The organism is Pseudomonas sp. 5P_5.1_Bac1, assembly GCF_025466015.1.
GTDB lineage: Bacteria > Pseudomonadota > Gammaproteobacteria > Pseudomonadales > Pseudomonadaceae > Aquipseudomonas.
The window spans coordinates 1-15,640 of the sequence record NZ_JANLNX010000096.1 but is presented as its reverse complement, the minus strand read 5'-3'; the positions used below and the strand labels follow the sequence as shown (position 1 = coordinate 15,640).

The following is a 15,640-nucleotide window of genomic DNA, read 5'->3' as shown; positions in this document are numbered from 1 at the left end:
GCTCGACGCCCCGACAACATCGCTGTCACTGAGGGCCTCATCGCCGGCAAGCTGGCTTGCCAGCGATGAGGCCCTCAACATCACCACCACTCCAACACTGGCCCTGTGCCGCTCTATCCCGTACCATCGCGCCCCGCCGGTTTCCGAAAGGAACTAACAGGGAATTCGTCCGCGCCACTTCCCGGTGCGAAAACGCAACTGCCCCCGCAACTGTAGGCGCCGAGCCTGCTCCTTTTTCAAACGCCACTGGGCCACGCCCGGGAAGGCAGGAGCATGGTGACGACGCGCCAGTCAGGAGACCTGCCGGCCAGCAGCATCGCAAACCCACCGGCGGGGTGTCCGGGAAGGGCATTCCGTTTCCGCACGGCAACCGTTTTCGGCTGCCCCGCGCGCTTGCGCGTCTTCGGGATGTGTTTTCCAGACCTGTGCCGTCCGCCACGCACACGTTCGAATGGAGATCGCATCCGCATGCCCCTGTCCCGCCTCACGCTCGCCCTGCTCGCCAGCCTCGGCCTCGCCAGCACCGCGCTCGCCGCGCCCACCGCGTACCCGCTGACCATCGATAACTGCGGCACCCCGCTGACCTTCGACCAGGCTCCGGCACGCGCGGTGACCATCGGCCAGTCCGGCACCGAGATGTTCTACGCCCTCGGCCTGGAACAGCAACTCGCGGGCACCTCGCTGTGGTTCAGCGACGTGCCGGAGCGTTTCAAGGCGCAGAACGCCAAGGTCGAGCGCCTGGCCGACAACGACCCCAGCTTCGAAGCGGTGATCGGCAAGCGTCCGGGCCTGGTGGCGGTGCAGTTCGAGTGGATGGTCGGCCCGCAAGGCGTGGTCGGCACCCGCGAGCAGTTCGCCGACCTCAAGGTCCCGGCCTACCTGATGCCGTCCGACTGCGAAGGCAAGGACAACCTCAGCGGCGCCGACGGCACGCGCCTGCAGGCGTTCCAGATCGACAGCCTGTACAAAAGCATCGAGCAACTGGCGCAGATCATGGACGTCCAGGACCGCGGTGATGCCGTCGTCAATGACCTCAAGGCGCGCCTGGCCAAGGTCACCGCCAGCGCCGGCCAGCGCCGCGACCAGGATCAGTCGGCCGTGTTCTGGTTCTCCAGCGCCGACCTTGATATCGACCCCTATGTGGCCGGACGCAAGGGCATTCCCGATTTCATGCTCAACAGCCTGGGCATGCGCAACGTCATCGCCTCCGACGAGGAATGGCCAACCGTGGGCTGGGAAACCATCGCCAAGGCCAACCCGACCTTCCTCGTCATCGCCCGCATGGACCGTCGCCGCTTCCCCGCCGACGACTACCTGAAGAAGCTCGAATTCCTCAAGAACGACCCGGTCACCCGCAACATGGACGCGGTGAAAAACGACCGCATCATCATCCTCGACGCCAACGCCATGCAGGCCAGCCTGAGCCTGGTCGACGGCATCGAAACCCTGGCCGCCGCCAGCCAGAAGCTGCGGCAGGACCACTGATGCCCCACGCTGTCGCCCGCCTCGTCCTGCGCCTGCTGGGCCATGCCCTGTGGGTCGGCGTCCTGCTGGCGCTGGCGGTAACCCTCGCCGCCAGCATCGGCGAAACCCGCCTCGGCCTGTCCGTGGTGCTGGACGTGCTGGGCAACAAGTTGTGGGGCGCCGGCCACCTGCTGGACCCCATCGACGAAGGCATCATCTGGAACTACCGGCTGCCCCGCGCGCTGGTGGCCGGCGCCTGCGGGGCCGGGCTGGCGATGTCCGGCGTGGTGTTGCAGGCGCTGCTGCGCAATCCACTGGCCGATCCGTACTTGCTGGGCATTTCCGCCGGCGCGTCGACCGGCGCGGTGCTGGTGGCGATCATCGGGGTCGGCGCCGGCACCTTGTCGATGTCCGGCGGGGCCTTTCTCGGCGCCCTGGCCGCTTTCGCCATGGTGGTGTTGCTGGCGCGCGGTGCACGCGGGGCCGGCAGCACCGGGCAGATCATCCTCGCCGGGATCGCCGGCTCGCAGTTGTTCAATGCCCTGACCTCGTTCCTGATCACCGCCTCGGCCAGCGCCGAGCAAGCCCGCGGCCTGATGTTCTGGCTGCTGGGCAACCTCAGTGGCGTGCGCTGGCCAGCGGTCGGGCTGGCGCTGCCGGTGGTGCTGCTGGGGCTGGTGCTGTGCCTGTGGCATCGGCGCGCGCTGGACGCCTTCACCTTCGGCGCGGACGCCGCGGCGGCGCTAGGCGTTCCGGTGCGCCAGGTGCAGATCGTGCTGGTGGCGTGCGCGGCGCTGATGACTGCGGTGCTGGTGTCCATCGTCGGCTCCATCGGTTTCGTCGGCCTGGTGATTCCCCATGCCGTGCGCCTGCTGGCGGGGCCGCGACACACCCGCCTGCTGCCGTTGAGCGCGTTGTGCGGCGCGCTGTTCCTGATGGCGGCGGATGTGCTGTCGCGCACCCTGATCAAGGGCCAGGTGCTGCCGATCGGGGTGATCACCGCGCTGGTCGGCGCGCCTGTGTTCGCCCTGATCCTGATCCGGGGGCAACGTTCGCGATGAATGCCTTCGAGCCGACACAGCACTGCGCCGCCCTCGCCTGCACGGGGCTTGGCTACCAGATCAAAGGCACGCCACTGGTGACGGCGGTGGACTTGCAGGTCCATCCCGGCGAAACCTTCGGTATCGTCGGGCCCAACGGCTCGGGCAAGTCCACCCTGTTGAAGTTGCTCGCGGGTCTGCTCAAGCCTCACAGCGGCGAAGTCCGGCTCAACGATCATCCGCTGGCGAAGCTGCGCCGTGGCGACATCGCCCGGCTGCTGGCGGTGGTGGAGCAACAGGCCAACACCGATGACGCCATCAGCGTGCGCGACGCCGTCGAGCTGGGCCGCACACCCTGGCTGTCGGCGCTGTCGCCATGGAGCGCGGCCGATGACGCCATCGTCGCCCAGGCCTTGCAGGCGGTGGCCATGGCGCACCTGGCGCAGCGCACCTGGCACAGCCTCTCCGGCGGCGAACGCCAGCGCGTGCACATCGCCCGCGCCCTGGCCCAGCAGCCGCGCGTCCTGCTGCTGGACGAGCCGACCAACCACCTCGATATCCAGCAGCAACTGAGCATCCTGCATTTGGTGCGGGCACTGCCGGTGACCACGCTGATCGCCCTGCATGACCTCAACCAGGCGCTGGACTGCGACCGCCTCGCGGTGATGCAGCACGGCCGGCTGGTAGCCCTCGGCACGCCGCTGGAAGTCCTGACCCCACAACGCCTGCACGACACCTTCGGCGTGCACGGCCATTTCATTGACGATCCGCTGGACGGCAGCCGCTTCCTGCGCCTGCGTCCGCGCTGATTTTTCGAGGTATCCGATGCACGTTCTTTCCAGGCTGGCGCTGCTGGCCCTGCTGTCCAGCCCCATGGCCGTGGCCGAAGTCCACGAAGTGAAAATGCTCAACCGCGGCGCCGCCGGGGCCATGGTCTACGAGCCGGATTTCCTGCGCCTGCAACCCGGCGACAGCGTGCGCTTCCTGTCGTCCCAGAGCGGCCATAACGCCGCGACCATCGACGGTCTGCTGCCCGCCGGCGCCGAGCCGTTCAAGAGCAAGATCAACCAGCCGCTGGAAGTGACATTCGACGTTCCGGGTTTCTATGGCATCCAGTGCAGCCCCCATGTGTCGATGGGCATGGTCATGGCGATCCAGGTTGGTGAGCCGGGCGCTGCGACGCCAGTGCCGCCCGCCAGCCTCAATCTCCGCGCCAGCCAGCGCCTGACCACCATCATCCAGCGCGAACTGCCGCCACGCTGAACCGCGTTTTTTATCTGCTACGGAAGGATCCGCCCGTGATCAAGCTCCACCACCTCGTCCTGGCCCTCGTGGCCCCGGCGTTGGCTCATGCCGAATCGGCCCAGGACCAGGCCAACGGCTTTATCGAAGACAGCACCTGGCTGCTGCTCAACCGCAGCGTGTTCGACCAGCGCGACTACCGCCATGGCGGCCGCAGCAACGGCGCGCGCAACGCCTACAAACCCCGCGACCAACGCAACGGCGCCGCCGAAGAATGGGCTTACGGCCTGATGGGCAGCGTGCAATCGGGCTTTACCCAAGGCACCGTCGGGGTTGGCGTCGACGCCCACCTCTACTACGCACGGCAACTGGACAGCGGCGGCGGCCGCGCCGGCAAGGTGCGGCTGCTGGGCCTGGACAACGAAGGTCACCCCAAGGACAACGCCGCCCGCGGTGGCGCGGCGGTCAAACTGCGCTGGTCCAACACCACCCTGAGCTACGGCGAACAACGGGTGAAAACGCCGGTGTTCAGCTCCTCCGACAGCCGCCTGCTGCCGGAAACCGCCACCGGCTTTTTCCTCACCAGCCAGGAAATCCGCAACCTCAAACTGGTCGGCGGCCACTTCAACGAAAGCACCGACCGCAACGCCTCCAGCCATGACCGCGGCTTCGTGGTGAACTACTCCAACGGCAAACAGGGCAACAGCTTCGACCTGGCCGGCGTGGTCTACGACGGCGTGCCGGGCCTGGTGACCAGCCTCTACACCTCGCGCTACGAAGACAGTTGGCGCCAGCACTACCTCAGCGCCAGCTACCGCAAGCCACTGGCCGACGACCGCTCGCTGGGGCTGGACCTCAACCTCTACCGCACGAGCGACACCGGCAAGGCGCTGTCGGGTGACATCGACAACACCACCTGGAGTTTGATGTCGAACTACCGCAGCGGCGCCCACACCTTCAGCCTCGGCTACCAGGCCGTGGACGGCAACACGCCGTTCGACTACGTCACCCGTGGCGCCATCTTTATCAGCAACGCCGTGCAACTGTCCGACTTCAACGCGCCGAACGAACGCTCCTGGCAGGCGCGCTATGACCTCGCGATGCAGGCCTTCGGCGTTCCCGGCCTGGTGTTCAGCGCGTTGTATGTGCGCGGCAGCGGGATCGACGGCAGCCATGTCGATCCGCGCGGCGGTTATGCCTGGCTGGGTTATGGCGAAGGCGGCCGGCACTGGGAGCGGGACCTGGAAGCGCGGTATGTGGTGCAGAGCGGCCCGGCGAAAAACCTCGCGCTGTCGCTGCGGCACAGTGTGCACCGCGGCAATGCGGCGCAGGCGGAGACGGATGCCGATCAGGTGCGGTTGGCGGTTGAGTATCCGTTGAGTGGTGGGTTCTGAGCGGGCACGACGCGGAACCTGTAGGAGCGGCCGTTAGCCGCGATGGGCCGCGCAGCGGCCCTGAATCCATCCAGCACATTGTTTCTGGCGGGTTGGGATCTCACATTCAGACATCCTCAAGGTTGAAAGAAATGCCGGATGTAGACAGCCATCTCGTGCTGGATGGTTTTGGGGCTGCTGTGCGGCCCATCGCGGCTAACGGCCGCTCCTACAGGTACCGCGTCAAGCCAGACCCCATTCCATATGCGTAGTCCGCCAAACCGGATCGTCCTCCACCTCCACAATCCGGAACCCCTGCCGCTGCCAGAACTCGATGGCACCCGGCAAAAACGGATGGGTGTGCAGGTACAACACCTCCACGCCCTGCTCCACCGCCAACGCCTTCAGCGCCTCATACAACCGCCGCGCCAACCCGCCCCGCCGGTACGCCGGCTCGACGAATAAGCGCACCACCTCAACCACCCGCCGCCCGCGATAGTCGAGCTGGGCAAAGCGGTGGTCATACGGCAGGTAACCAATGGCCGCGACAATACGTTCGCCGTCACGGGCAATCAGAAAACGCCCCTGCGCGGGCGCCTGGTAGCTACCCGCAAAATCCGCCAGATCAGTCGGCATCGGCGAATCCGCCAGCATCGGAAAGATCTCCGCGCGGGCAGCCATGACAAAAGCCACCGTCTCGGCAATAGAGCCCTCGCTCGGCGCCTTGATGCGGACATCCACCGCACTCATGTCAATAAGCCACAAAAAAAGCCCGGATTTGCTTGACCCACTCCAGAAACCTCCCATTAAATCCGCGAACTCTAACAAAAACATCGGCCGCCGCCCGGCATCTTCAAGGACGCCCCATGCTCAGCACCGTCATCGATAACGCACGCGTCCTCGAACTCAACAACCAGGCCGTGCATTACAGAAACCACGGTTACCTGGACAAAGCGCAAGACTGTTTCCTCGAAGCACTGGCCCTGGCCGAAGCCATCGACGGTTTCGATCCGGCCAGCCTGGCGACCGTGCGCAACGGCCTGGCCGGCCTGCGCTGGGCGCAGCAGCGGCATGCCGAAGCGCTGGCACTTTACCTCGACGTACTGCGCAGCCGCGAAGCGCTGTTTTCCCCCAGCCACATGGTAGTCGGGCAGAGCCTGCAAACCCTGGGCAACTGCTACCTGGAACTGGGCCAACTGGCGCAAGCTGCGCAGGCGCTGGAGCGCGCCGTGCAGGTCTACCGCGAAGACACCCCCGACGACCTCGCGCCCGTCGGCGCCTGCCTCGCCTCGTTGGGCGTGGCCCACCTGCAACAAGAGAACCTTCCCCAAGCGCACAAGGCGCTCAGCGAAGCCCTCGGCATCTATCAGGTACAAAGCCCGCGGGATGAACAGATCATCGCCGCGCTCGGCGAGCAGTTGAAAGCCATCGAAAGCCGCGGCAAAGGCGCGTGGTGGCGGGTTCTGGGGAGGCGGCGCTACCGCTGACGCACAATCCTGAGCACGGTAGGCCAAGAAGGATTATTCTGCAAAAACATTTCCCCGGCTCAGAGTATGTGAGAAGCGAATATGAAGATCGATGACATGGACGCCTTTGTCGCCGTCATCCGCTGCCAGTCGACCAACCTCGCCGCCGAGGCGTTGCAGTTGACCCAGCCGGCGATCACGCGGCGGGTGCAGAATTTCGAGGAAGATCTGGGCGCCAATCTGCTGGATCGCAACACCAAGCCGCTCAAGCCGACGCCCATGGGCTGGCGGGTGTATGAGCAGTGCAAGGCGATCCTGCGGGAGATCGACACCCTGCGCGAGCTGGTCGCCAGCGACGGCGCACCCAGCGGCACATTGCGGCTGGGCGTGCCGCAGACCATCGGCGACGTGGTCCTGCTCGATGCCCTCGCGCAGATCCGCGAGGCGTACCCAGACCTGCGCACCTCGGTGGTCAGCGGCTGGGGCAGTTCGCTGATCGCCAAGATGGAAAACGGCGATCTGGACGCTGCCGCCGCGCTCTTCCCCACCGGCAAGATTTTCCCCGAAGGCATCGCCAGCCGCTCCATCGGCCGCATGCAATTGCGGGTGGTCGCGGCCAAGGGCACGGCGACCAAGCGCAGCTACAAGCTCAAGGACTGTTACCTGCGCGGCTGGGTGCTCAACCCTGACGGTTGCGGTTTCCGCGCCGGCCTGCAGCGGGCGCTGAGCGAACAAGGGCTGTCGTTGCAGATCAATCTGGAGACCTTCGGCACCGAGTTGCAACTGGGCCTGGTGGCCAACGGTCAGGGCCTGGGCCTGGTGCCGGAGCCGCTGCTGGCGACCAGTCGCCACCGCGATCAACTCGAAGTCCTCAACGTCAGCGATTTCAAGCCGCAAGTGGACCTGTGGCTGTTCCATCCGCGCTACCTGGGCAACCTGCAGGAACCGGTGGAATTGTTCGGCACGGTCTCGGCGCAGCGCCTGGACGGAAACAAAATATCCTGATCGCATGTTAGAAAATAATCTTTATGCCATTTTCTGATAATTAACTTAGAACCAAAAAGCCTTTCACAAGCGCCTTTCAGACGCTTATGTTCGTTTCACCGACCCCAACCTGGTGGAGGCAAATGGATTTCTGCCACCGCCAGCGGGTCTGCCCTTTCCGCTTCTCCCCGCCTTTGCGGCATTTCCCTGGCCGTGCGCAGAACGTCGACATCCCAACCTCGCGGTTGCTGTCGGGTCGTGCTGCCTCTGTCCTTCGCGCAGCGCACCTCCGGCAACCTTCATGGAGATACGCGATATGGGGCTCACCCGTAGAGATCTGATTTCCCGCCTGGCCGCCATCGGTGGCTATTCGGCGGCGCTTGGCGGCCTGTCTGCGCTGGGGCTGCCGGGCTCGGCCCAGGCGGCGACCTTCGAACCTTTGAAACTGGCCAGCCGCGCCGGCAACGGCAAAAAAGTCGTGATCGTCGGTGGCGGCATCAGCGGCCTGGTCTCGGCCTACGAGCTGCGCAAGGCCGGCTTCGAGGTCAAGCTGCTGGAAGCCCGCGATCGCATCGGTGGCCGGGTCTGGACCCTGCGCAATGGCGACCGCATCGAGCATAACGACGGCAGCAAACAGACCGTGGAATTCGACAACGGCCTGTTCTTCAACGCTGGCGCCGCACGCCTGCCCAGCCACCACCTGACCATCCTCGGCTATTGCCGCGAGCTGGGCGTGGAGCTGGAAGTGCTGGTCAACAGCAGCCGTAACGCCCTGGTCCAGCCGGACCTGAGCAAGCCGCCGCTGCTGCTGCGCCAGGCGGTCAACGATACCCGCGGGCACCTGAGCGAGCTGCTGGCGCGCAGTGTCCAGCGCAACAGCCTCGACCAGGAACTGAACGCCGGCGAGCGCAAGGCGCTGCTGGATTTCCTCAAGGTCTACGGCGACCTCAATGACGATCGCCAGTACCGCGGCTCGGTGCGCTCGGGCTACACGCGCTTCGCCGGGGCCGGCGACCAGACCCCGGTGCAGCGCACGCCGGTGGAACTCGACCGCCTGCTCGACAGCAACCTGCTGCTGCCGCTGGTGTTCGATGAAATCCCGGAATTTTCCGCGACCATGTTCCAGCCCGTGGGCGGCATGGACCAGATCCCCAAGGCGTTCTATCGCCAGGTCAAGGACGCGGTGCAACTGAACGCCGAGGTGCAGTCGATCCAGACCTCGGAAACCGGCAGTCGCGTGGTCTGGCGCGACCGCATCAGCGGCCGCCAGCACACCGAGGACGCCGACTACGCGGTGGTCGCCCTGCCCCTGCCGCTGCTGCGCAAGCTCGACAGCAACTTCACTCCGGCCTTCAAGCAGGCGCTGGAACTGGCCAAGCCGGACAAGGCCAACAAAGTCGCCTGGCAGTCGCCGCGCTTCTGGGAAACCGATTTCCAGATCTACGGCGGGCTCTCGTACATCAACCATGACGCGCGTTTTCTCTGGTACCCGAGCGACCGCCTGAACAGCGCGCAAGGCGTGCTGGTGGCGACCTACAACACCGGCGAAACCGCCGAGGCCTTTGCCGGCAAGACCTTGCAGGAGCAGTTCGCGTCGTCGAAAAGCGCGGTGGAATCGCTGCACCCCGGCCACTCGCAAAAGCTCGGCCGCTCGGTGGCGGTCAACTGGTCGAAAATCCCCTTCAGCGAAAGCCCGTGGATTGTCCACGACGAAGTGGTGCAACCGGCCTACGACACGCTCAACCAGCCCCAGGGCCGCACCTGGCTGGCCAGCGACGCCCTCGCCCACGGCGGCGTCGGCATCTGGCAGAACAGCGCCGCCGAATCCGCCCGTCGCGTGGTCGGCCTGATCGCCGAGCACGCCAACCAGACCACCCGCAACGTTGCCGCCGCCTGACCGACAAGGAATGTCACCCATGAACACGATCACCACACTGACCCTCGGAGCCCTGATGAGCCTGACCCTGAACGCCGCCCACGCCGACAGCATCCAGCGCATCAGCCCGCCGGGCTCCACCTTCCCCATCTCGCAACTGGTCACGGTGCCGGCCTCGGCGCAACTGACCTTCGTCAGCGGCACCCTGCCCGATGTCGCCGACCCCAAGGCGCCGAAAGGCAGCATCCAGGCCTACGGCAACACCGAAACCCAGACCTTCTCGGTGCTGACCAAACTGCGCAGCGCGCTGCAGAGCCAGGGCCTGGACCTTGGCGATATCGTGCAATTGCGAGTCTTCCTCGTCGGTGACCCGGACAAGGGCGGCACCCTCGACTTCGCTGGCCTGCAGGCCGCCTACACGAAGTTCTTCGCCACCGCCGAACAGCCGAACAAACCGACCCGCACCGCGCTGCAAGTGGTTGCGCTGCCGCTGCCGGGCGCGTTGGTGGAAATCGAAGCCGTCGCCGCCAAGGCGCCTTGAGCCCGGCCACCCGTTCCCGTCCTCGCACGAAAAAAAACAGCACAGGAAACACGCCTTGAACACTGCCCCTTTGTCCCGTTGGCCAGCGGCGACCGCGCGCACCCCACTGTTGGGCGCGGCACTGCTTGCCAGCCTGAATATCGCCCCCGTCAACGCCGAAGAACCGAGCGACCCCACTGCCAGCGGCTCGCGCCTGGAAACGGTGATCGTCACCGGTAGCCGCGGCAGCGAAAAACGCACCGTGACCACCAGCCCGGCGCCCATCGACGTGATCAGCGCCAAGCAACTGCAAGACACCGGCAAGCCCGGCCTGATGGAAGCCCTCAGCGCCAGCGTCGCCTCCTTCACCCTGCCGGAAAAGACCGGCTGGGACGCCAGCGGCATGGCCCGCGCGCCAAGCCTGCGCGGGCTCAACGCGGCGCAAGTGCTGGTGCTGGTCAACGGCAAGCGCCGCCACACCAGCGCCACCCTGAACATCAGCGGGATCAACGCCGGCGCCGCGCCCGCCGACCTCGACCTGATCCCTATCAGCGCCATCGACCACGTCGAAGTGCTGCGCGACGGCGCCGCCGCCCAGTACGGCTCCGACGCCATCGCCGGGGTCATCAACGTGATCCTCAAGGCCGACACCAGCGGCACCGCCGTGACCAATGCCGGCCAGGGCTACGACGGCAAGAAACAGACCGTGCAGCAAAGCGTCAACAAGGGCTTCGAGATCGGCACCGACGGCGTGCTGCAACTGGCCCTGGATGCCCGCAGCCAGAACGACGACAACAAAGCCAGCGCCAACGGCTACAGCTATGCCGAAGCCCATGAAAAGGCCGGCAAGGTCACCTATGGCGGCTACGGCACGCCGAAGATCAACCTGCTGACCCTGGGCTATAACGCCGAACTGCCGGTCAACGATGACCTGAGCCTGTACTCGTTCAGCACCTGGTCCTACCGCAAGGCCGAACAGGGCCAGAACTTCCGCCTGCCGACCATCACCAACACCATCACCACCGGCCCCAACGGCCGCCCGGCCGGCTACACGCCGACCTGGTACATCGAAGAACAGGACTTCCAGGCGGCCTTCGGCGCCAAGGGCCAGGCCAGCGAATGGGACTGGGACCTGTCCAGCACCTACGGGCGCAACGACGCCGAACAGGGCACCTGGAACAACCAGAACCCGTCGCTGGGCGAGGCCACCCCGAACCACTTCAAGTCCGGCACCTGGATCTCCACGCAACTGACCAGCAACCTCGACCTGCACCGTGGTTTCGACGTCGGCCTGAGCAAACCGCTGGATCTGTCCTGGGGTCTGGAACAGCGCCGCGACGGTTATGAAGTGGAAGACGGCGACTGGGCCAGTTGGGCCAACGGCGGCTACTGCGTGGCTCCGGGCAACTGCGCCTCGTCGGGGGCGCAGGTCACCAACGGCATCTCCCCGGCGGAGACCGCCAGCGAACACCGCAACAGCGTCGCCAGCTATGTGGACGTGGGTTTCAACCCGCTGCCGCAGTGGTACGTCGGCACCGCGCTGCGCTACGAACACTTTGACCAGGGCATCGGCGCGACCCGCAGCGGCAAGCTCAGCACCCGCTACGAGTTCACCCCGCAACTGGCGGTGCGCGCCACGGTAAGCAACGGCTTCCGCGCACCGTCGCTGGCCAACAGCCTGTTCAGTGCCCGCTCCACCACCTTTGGCGTGGTCAACGGCGTCTACCAGTCGATCAACTTCGGCGTGCTGCCGGTGGACTCGGCCGCCGCCAAGGCCCTTGGTGCCGAACCGCTGAAACCGGAGAAGTCGGCCAACTACAGCCTCGGCCTGACCTTCCAGCCCACCGACCGACTGTCGTTTACCGCTGACGCCTACCTGATCAACGTGCGCGACCGCATCACCCTGACCGGCACCCTGCTCGGCCCGGAAGTGACCCAGAGCCTGGTGGCCAACGGCATCACCTCGACCTCCGGCGGCCAGTACTTCACCAACGGCGCCAACACCCGCACCAAGGGCCTGGACCTGGTCAGCAACTATGACCAGGACCTCGGCGGCCTGGGCAGCGTGAAGTGGACCGCGGCGTTCAACTGGAACCACACCGAGATTCTCGACTACAAAGAGAGCGTCAACATCCTGGGCCGCAACTACGAGCTGATGGACCGTGAGGCGCGCAACTTCATCACCGGCGTACAGCCCAAGACCAAACTGCTCCTGGGCGGCAACTGGCGCCTGGACCGTTACAGCGTCAACCTCGGCTTGACCCACTACGGCTCCTACCGCGAGGTCAACGACGCCAGCGACCGTTCGTACGACCGGGTCTACAAGGCGCGCTGGATTACCGACCTGGACGTGGGCTATCAGTTGACCAAGGACCTCAACCTGGCGATTGGCGCGAAGAACCTGTTCGACATCTATCCCGAGCGGCAATCGCCGAGCAACAAGACCATGGTCAAGAGCTACGGGGCGTACTCGCCGTATGGCTTCACCGGGGGGTATTACTTCACGCGGTTGACGTATGACTTCTGAGGTTTGATGCAATCCTGCAGGTGAAGCACTGTACACCTGCAGGAGCGGCTTCAGCCGCGATCGGGCGCGAAGCGGCCGCAAAACAGGTTTACACCGATTTGGGGCCGCTGCGCGGCCCATCGCGGCTGAAGCCGCTCCTACCAAAGCTGCGGCAGCCGGTAGATTCTGGCAAAAATCAAAATTCAATTTATTGATATTAGTCAATTTATGTAATGCGTAATTTACATAATTAGCATAGAAGAAAATGTGCTTTCACAGGCAGCTTTCCCGCGTTTAAGGTCTATCCCACAGACCGACCCCTTTCCTGGCGGAGGCCGTTATCGACGACTGAAGCCGGGCCTCTTCCCGCGCTTCGTCCCCTTCTCCTCAGGAGCGAAGCATGAGCAAACGACAGATCAAACTCGGCGCGATGATCCACGGTGTCGGTCACGGCTGGGGCGAGTGGCGCCACCCGGACGCTCTGGCCGACGCCAGCGTCAACTTCGGCTACTACAAGCAACAGGCGCAATTGGCCGAAGGCGCCAAATTCGACTTCGCCTTCATCGCCGACAGCCTGCACATCCACGCCAAGTCCAGCCCGCACTACCTCAACCGTTTCGAGCCGCTGACCATCCTCTCGGCCCTGGCCGCCGTCACCGAGCACATCGGCCTGGTGGCGACCATCACCGTCAGCTACACCGAACCCTTCCAGGTCGCCCGGCAACTGGCCTCGCTCGACCATATCAGCGGCGGCCGCGCCGGCTGGAACGTGGTCACCTCGTGGCTGTCCGGCACCGCCGACAACTTCGGCAAGGCCGAGCACCCGCCGCATGCCGAGCGCTACCGCATCGCCAAGGAGCACGTGCAAGTGGTCCAGGGCCTGTGGGATTCCTGGGAAGACGACGCGCTGGTGCGGGACAAGCAGAGCGGCCAGTTCTTCGACCCGGACAAGCTGCACGCGCTGGACCACCAGGGCGAGTTCTTCAAGGTCAAGGGCCCGCTGAACATCGCCCGCTCGCGCCAGGGCCAGCCGCTGATCTTCCAGGCCGGCACCTCCGAGGACGGCCGCAACTTCGCCGCGCGCCAGGCCGACGCGATCTTCGTCAGCCCCGACGGTTTCAGCGGCGCCCGCGCCTATTACCAGGACCTCAAGCAGCGGGCGAAAAATTTCGGCCGCAACCCGGACGAGCTGTTCATCCTGCCGGGCATCCGCCCCATCGTCGGCCTCGACGCCGACGACGCCGAAGACCGCTACCAGCAAGCCGCGGCACTGGTCAGCATCGACGACGCGCTGGTCGCCCTCGGCCGGCCGTTCAACGACTACGACTTCAGCGGCCATGACCTCGACGCGCCGTTCCCCGACCTCGGCGACCTCGGCAGCCAGAGCCACAAAGGCTCCTCCGACCACCTCAAGCAATTGGCCCGCGACGAAGGCCTGACCCTACGTCAGGTGGCGCTGCGCTTCTCGGCACCGACACGGGATTTCGTCGGCACCGCCGAAGAAGTCGCCAACGCCCTGCAGGACTGGTTCGAACACGGCGCGGCGGACGGTTTCATCATCAATTCGCTGCTGCCCGACGGCCTGCAACGCTTTACCGAAACGGTGGTGCCATTGCTGCAGGAACGCGGCCTGCTGCGCCAGGAATACGAAGGCCAGACCCTTCGCGACAACTTTGGCCTGGCAGTGCCGGCCAACCGCTACACCTTGCGTCGCACCCAGGAAGCGGTCGCCTGAACCGCCCTCATGCCCATTCCGCCCGCGCCAAGCGCGGGCCACTCTGACACGCACAAGGAGTTTGCCCCATGAGCCTCGAATTCATCGGCCTCATCGGCCCCCAGGAAGCCAGCGAATCCCAGGCGCCACGCGGCCCGAGCGTTGACCTGGAATTCATCAAGGCCTTCGCCCAGGCCCAGGAATACGGCGGGTTCGACAAAGCCCTGCTGGCGGTCAACACCAGCGCCGCCGACTCGCTGATCATCGCCAGCCATGTCGCCGCCTACACCGAAAAACTCGGCCTGCTGGTCGCACACCGCCCGGGCTTCCAGGCGCCGACCTTCGCCGCCCGCCAGTTCGCCACCCTCGACCAGCTCAGCCGTGGCCGCGCCTCGATCAACGTGATTACCGGCGGCGACAGCGGCGACCTGCAGCGTGACGGCGACTTCATCGACAAGGACGCCCGCTACGCCCGCACCGACGAATACCTCGACGTGGTCAAACAGACCTGGACCGCGACCCAACCCTTCAGCCACGAAGGCGCGCACTACCACGTCGAAGACAACCTGACCCTGATCAAGCCGCTGCAAAAGCCCCATGTGCCGATCTACTTCTCGGGTGCTTCCGATGCCGCCGTGGAAGTCGCGGCCAAGCACGCCGACGTCTACATGATGTGGGGCGAGCCGCTGGAGCAGGTGCGCGAGCGCATCGCCAAGGTGCGCAAGGCAGCGGCCAAATATGGCCGCGAGAAACACATCCGCTTCAGCCTGTCGCTGCGGCCGATCCTCGGCGCCACCGAAGAAGCCGCCTGGGCCCGCGCCGAGCAGATCCTCGCCGATGCGCGGGTGCTGCATGAACTACGGGCGAGCAAGCGTCGTGAATTCAACGTGGGCAAGAACAACATCGGCTCGGCGCGCCTGGTGGAACTGGCCAGCCAGAAAGTGGTGCACGACAAACGCCTGTGGACCGCGATTGCCGCGCTGACCGGCGCGGCGGGCAACTCCACCTCGCTGGTGGGCACCGCGGACCAGGTCGCCGATGCGGCGCTGGAGTACTACAACCTCGGCGTGACCACCTTCCTGTTCCGTGGCTTCGACCAACTGCGCGATGCGGTGGAGTATGGCCAGGACCTGCTGCCACGGATTCGTGCGCGGGTGGCCGAGCAGGCGCAGGGCAAGCGCGCCAACGGCTGAATTCAAGGCAAAAAAAAACCGCCAGTAACCCTACTGGCGGTGAAACGTAGCGCAGATATGAAGATAGTGCCGTCGCACCCTGGACGACCCGGTCCAGAGGAACGACGTCAGTATCCCCGCCCAGCCCCCAGACTGCTTGCTCCTGCCTGCCAATAGCTTGGCTGTGGTTGCCACGGCCTGCACCGTAGCTGTCTGCATCTGTAGGAGCGAGCTTGCTCGCGATCAAGGCCCCTTCGCGAGCAAGCTCGCTCCTACAGATACC

General features: G+C 65.4%; 13 protein-coding genes and 1 riboswitch. Of the genes, 12 read left to right on the top strand and 1 reads right to left on the bottom strand.

Features of this window, described 5'->3' with window-relative positions; genetic code table 11:
- Positions 1–120: 120 nt before the first annotated feature.
- A riboswitch (cobalamin riboswitch) is annotated at positions 121–323 on the top strand.
- A 145-nt stretch (positions 324–468) separates the two neighbouring features.
- From NTD82_RS20700 to NTD82_RS20680, 5 genes are read left to right on the top strand one after another with little or no spacing between them, the layout of a single operon-like run.
- On the top strand, positions 469–1,485 hold the full coding sequence (locus NTD82_RS20700) for an ABC transporter substrate-binding protein (RefSeq protein ID WP_262130013.1): 1,017 nt from the start codon (positions 469–471) through the stop codon (positions 1,483–1,485).
- On the top strand, positions 1,485–2,525 hold the full coding sequence (locus tag NTD82_RS20695) for a FecCD family ABC transporter permease (protein WP_262130012.1): 1,041 nt from the start codon (positions 1,485–1,487) through the stop codon (positions 2,523–2,525). The genes NTD82_RS20700 and NTD82_RS20695 overlap by 1 nt, the downstream gene beginning before the upstream one ends.
- Positions 2,522–3,313 carry an ABC transporter ATP-binding protein gene (locus NTD82_RS20690; protein WP_262130011.1) on the top strand — a complete coding sequence of 264 codons (792 nt, stop codon included), beginning with the start codon at positions 2,522–2,524 and terminating at the stop codon, positions 3,311–3,313. The genes NTD82_RS20695 and NTD82_RS20690 overlap by 4 nt, the downstream gene beginning before the upstream one ends.
- Before the next feature lie 16 nt (positions 3,314–3,329).
- A complete protein-coding gene (locus NTD82_RS20685) occupies positions 3,330–3,767 on the top strand; it encodes a pseudoazurin (protein ID WP_262130010.1) in 438 nt (145 codons plus the stop codon).
- 35 nt (positions 3,768–3,802) lie between these two features.
- Complete coding sequence (locus tag NTD82_RS20680) at positions 3,803–5,140, top strand: OprD family porin (protein WP_262130009.1); 1,338 nt, start codon at positions 3,803–3,805, stop codon at positions 5,138–5,140.
- A gap of 222 nt (positions 5,141–5,362) precedes the next feature.
- Here NTD82_RS20680 and NTD82_RS20675 read toward each other — a convergent pair whose 3' ends face one another.
- Positions 5,363–5,869, bottom strand: coding sequence for a GNAT family N-acetyltransferase (locus tag NTD82_RS20675; RefSeq protein WP_262130008.1), 507 nt, complete (start codon positions 5,867–5,869; stop codon positions 5,363–5,365).
- Positions 5,870–5,985: 116 nt separating this feature from the next.
- On the opposite strand from NTD82_RS20675, the gene NTD82_RS20670 reads away from it, so the two are divergent.
- From NTD82_RS20670 to NTD82_RS20640, 7 genes are all read left to right on the top strand, one after another.
- Entirely contained in the window at positions 5,986–6,606 is a 621-nt protein-coding gene (locus NTD82_RS20670; protein WP_095158743.1) for a tetratricopeptide repeat protein, read from the top strand.
- A gap of 81 nt (positions 6,607–6,687) precedes the next feature.
- Positions 6,688–7,590, top strand: a complete 903-nt coding sequence (locus tag NTD82_RS20665) for a LysR family transcriptional regulator (protein ID WP_095158742.1) — start codon at positions 6,688–6,690, stop codon at positions 7,588–7,590.
- 295 nt (positions 7,591–7,885) lie between these two features.
- On the top strand, positions 7,886–9,466 hold the full coding sequence (locus tag NTD82_RS20660; protein ID WP_262130068.1) for a flavin monoamine oxidase family protein: 1,581 nt from the start codon (positions 7,886–7,888) through the stop codon (positions 9,464–9,466).
- A 19-nt stretch (positions 9,467–9,485) separates the two neighbouring features.
- Entirely contained in the window at positions 9,486–9,986 is a 501-nt protein-coding gene (locus NTD82_RS20655; protein WP_262130007.1) for a RidA family protein, read from the top strand.
- Between the two features lie 133 nt (positions 9,987–10,119).
- On the top strand, positions 10,120–12,492 hold the full coding sequence (locus NTD82_RS20650; protein WP_410017074.1) for a TonB-dependent receptor plug domain-containing protein: 2,373 nt from the start codon (positions 10,120–10,122) through the stop codon (positions 12,490–12,492).
- A 379-nt stretch (positions 12,493–12,871) separates the two neighbouring features.
- Positions 12,872–14,206 carry an LLM class flavin-dependent oxidoreductase gene (locus tag NTD82_RS20645; protein ID WP_262130006.1) on the top strand — a complete coding sequence of 445 codons (1,335 nt, stop codon included), beginning with the start codon at positions 12,872–12,874 and terminating at the stop codon, positions 14,204–14,206.
- 68 nt (positions 14,207–14,274) lie between these two features.
- Positions 14,275–15,378, top strand: coding sequence for an LLM class flavin-dependent oxidoreductase (locus NTD82_RS20640; RefSeq protein ID WP_110972926.1), 1,104 nt, complete (start codon positions 14,275–14,277; stop codon positions 15,376–15,378).
- The last annotated feature ends 262 nt before the right edge of the window (positions 15,379–15,640 follow it).

Coding starts and splice junctions, on each gene's coding strand:
- NTD82_RS20700 (WP_262130013.1), top strand. CDS start 469: ATGCCCCTGTCCCGCCTCACGCTCGCCCTGCTCGCCAGCCTCGGCCTC.
- NTD82_RS20695 (WP_262130012.1), top strand. CDS start 1,485: ATGCCCCACGCTGTCGCCCGCCTCGTCCTGCGCCTGCTGGGCCATGCC.
- NTD82_RS20690 (WP_262130011.1), top strand. CDS start 2,522: ATGAATGCCTTCGAGCCGACACAGCACTGCGCCGCCCTCGCCTGCACG.
- NTD82_RS20685 (WP_262130010.1), top strand. CDS start 3,330: ATGCACGTTCTTTCCAGGCTGGCGCTGCTGGCCCTGCTGTCCAGCCCC.
- NTD82_RS20675 (WP_262130008.1), bottom strand. CDS start 5,869: ATGAGTGCGGTGGATGTCCGCATCAAGGCGCCGAGCGAGGGCTCTATT.
- NTD82_RS20670 (WP_095158743.1), top strand. CDS start 5,986: ATGCTCAGCACCGTCATCGATAACGCACGCGTCCTCGAACTCAACAAC.
- NTD82_RS20665 (WP_095158742.1), top strand. CDS start 6,688: ATGAAGATCGATGACATGGACGCCTTTGTCGCCGTCATCCGCTGCCAG.
- NTD82_RS20660 (WP_262130068.1), top strand. CDS start 7,886: ATGGGGCTCACCCGTAGAGATCTGATTTCCCGCCTGGCCGCCATCGGT.
- NTD82_RS20655 (WP_262130007.1), top strand. CDS start 9,486: ATGAACACGATCACCACACTGACCCTCGGAGCCCTGATGAGCCTGACC.
- NTD82_RS20645 (WP_262130006.1), top strand. CDS start 12,872: ATGAGCAAACGACAGATCAAACTCGGCGCGATGATCCACGGTGTCGGT.
- NTD82_RS20640 (WP_110972926.1), top strand. CDS start 14,275: ATGAGCCTCGAATTCATCGGCCTCATCGGCCCCCAGGAAGCCAGCGAA.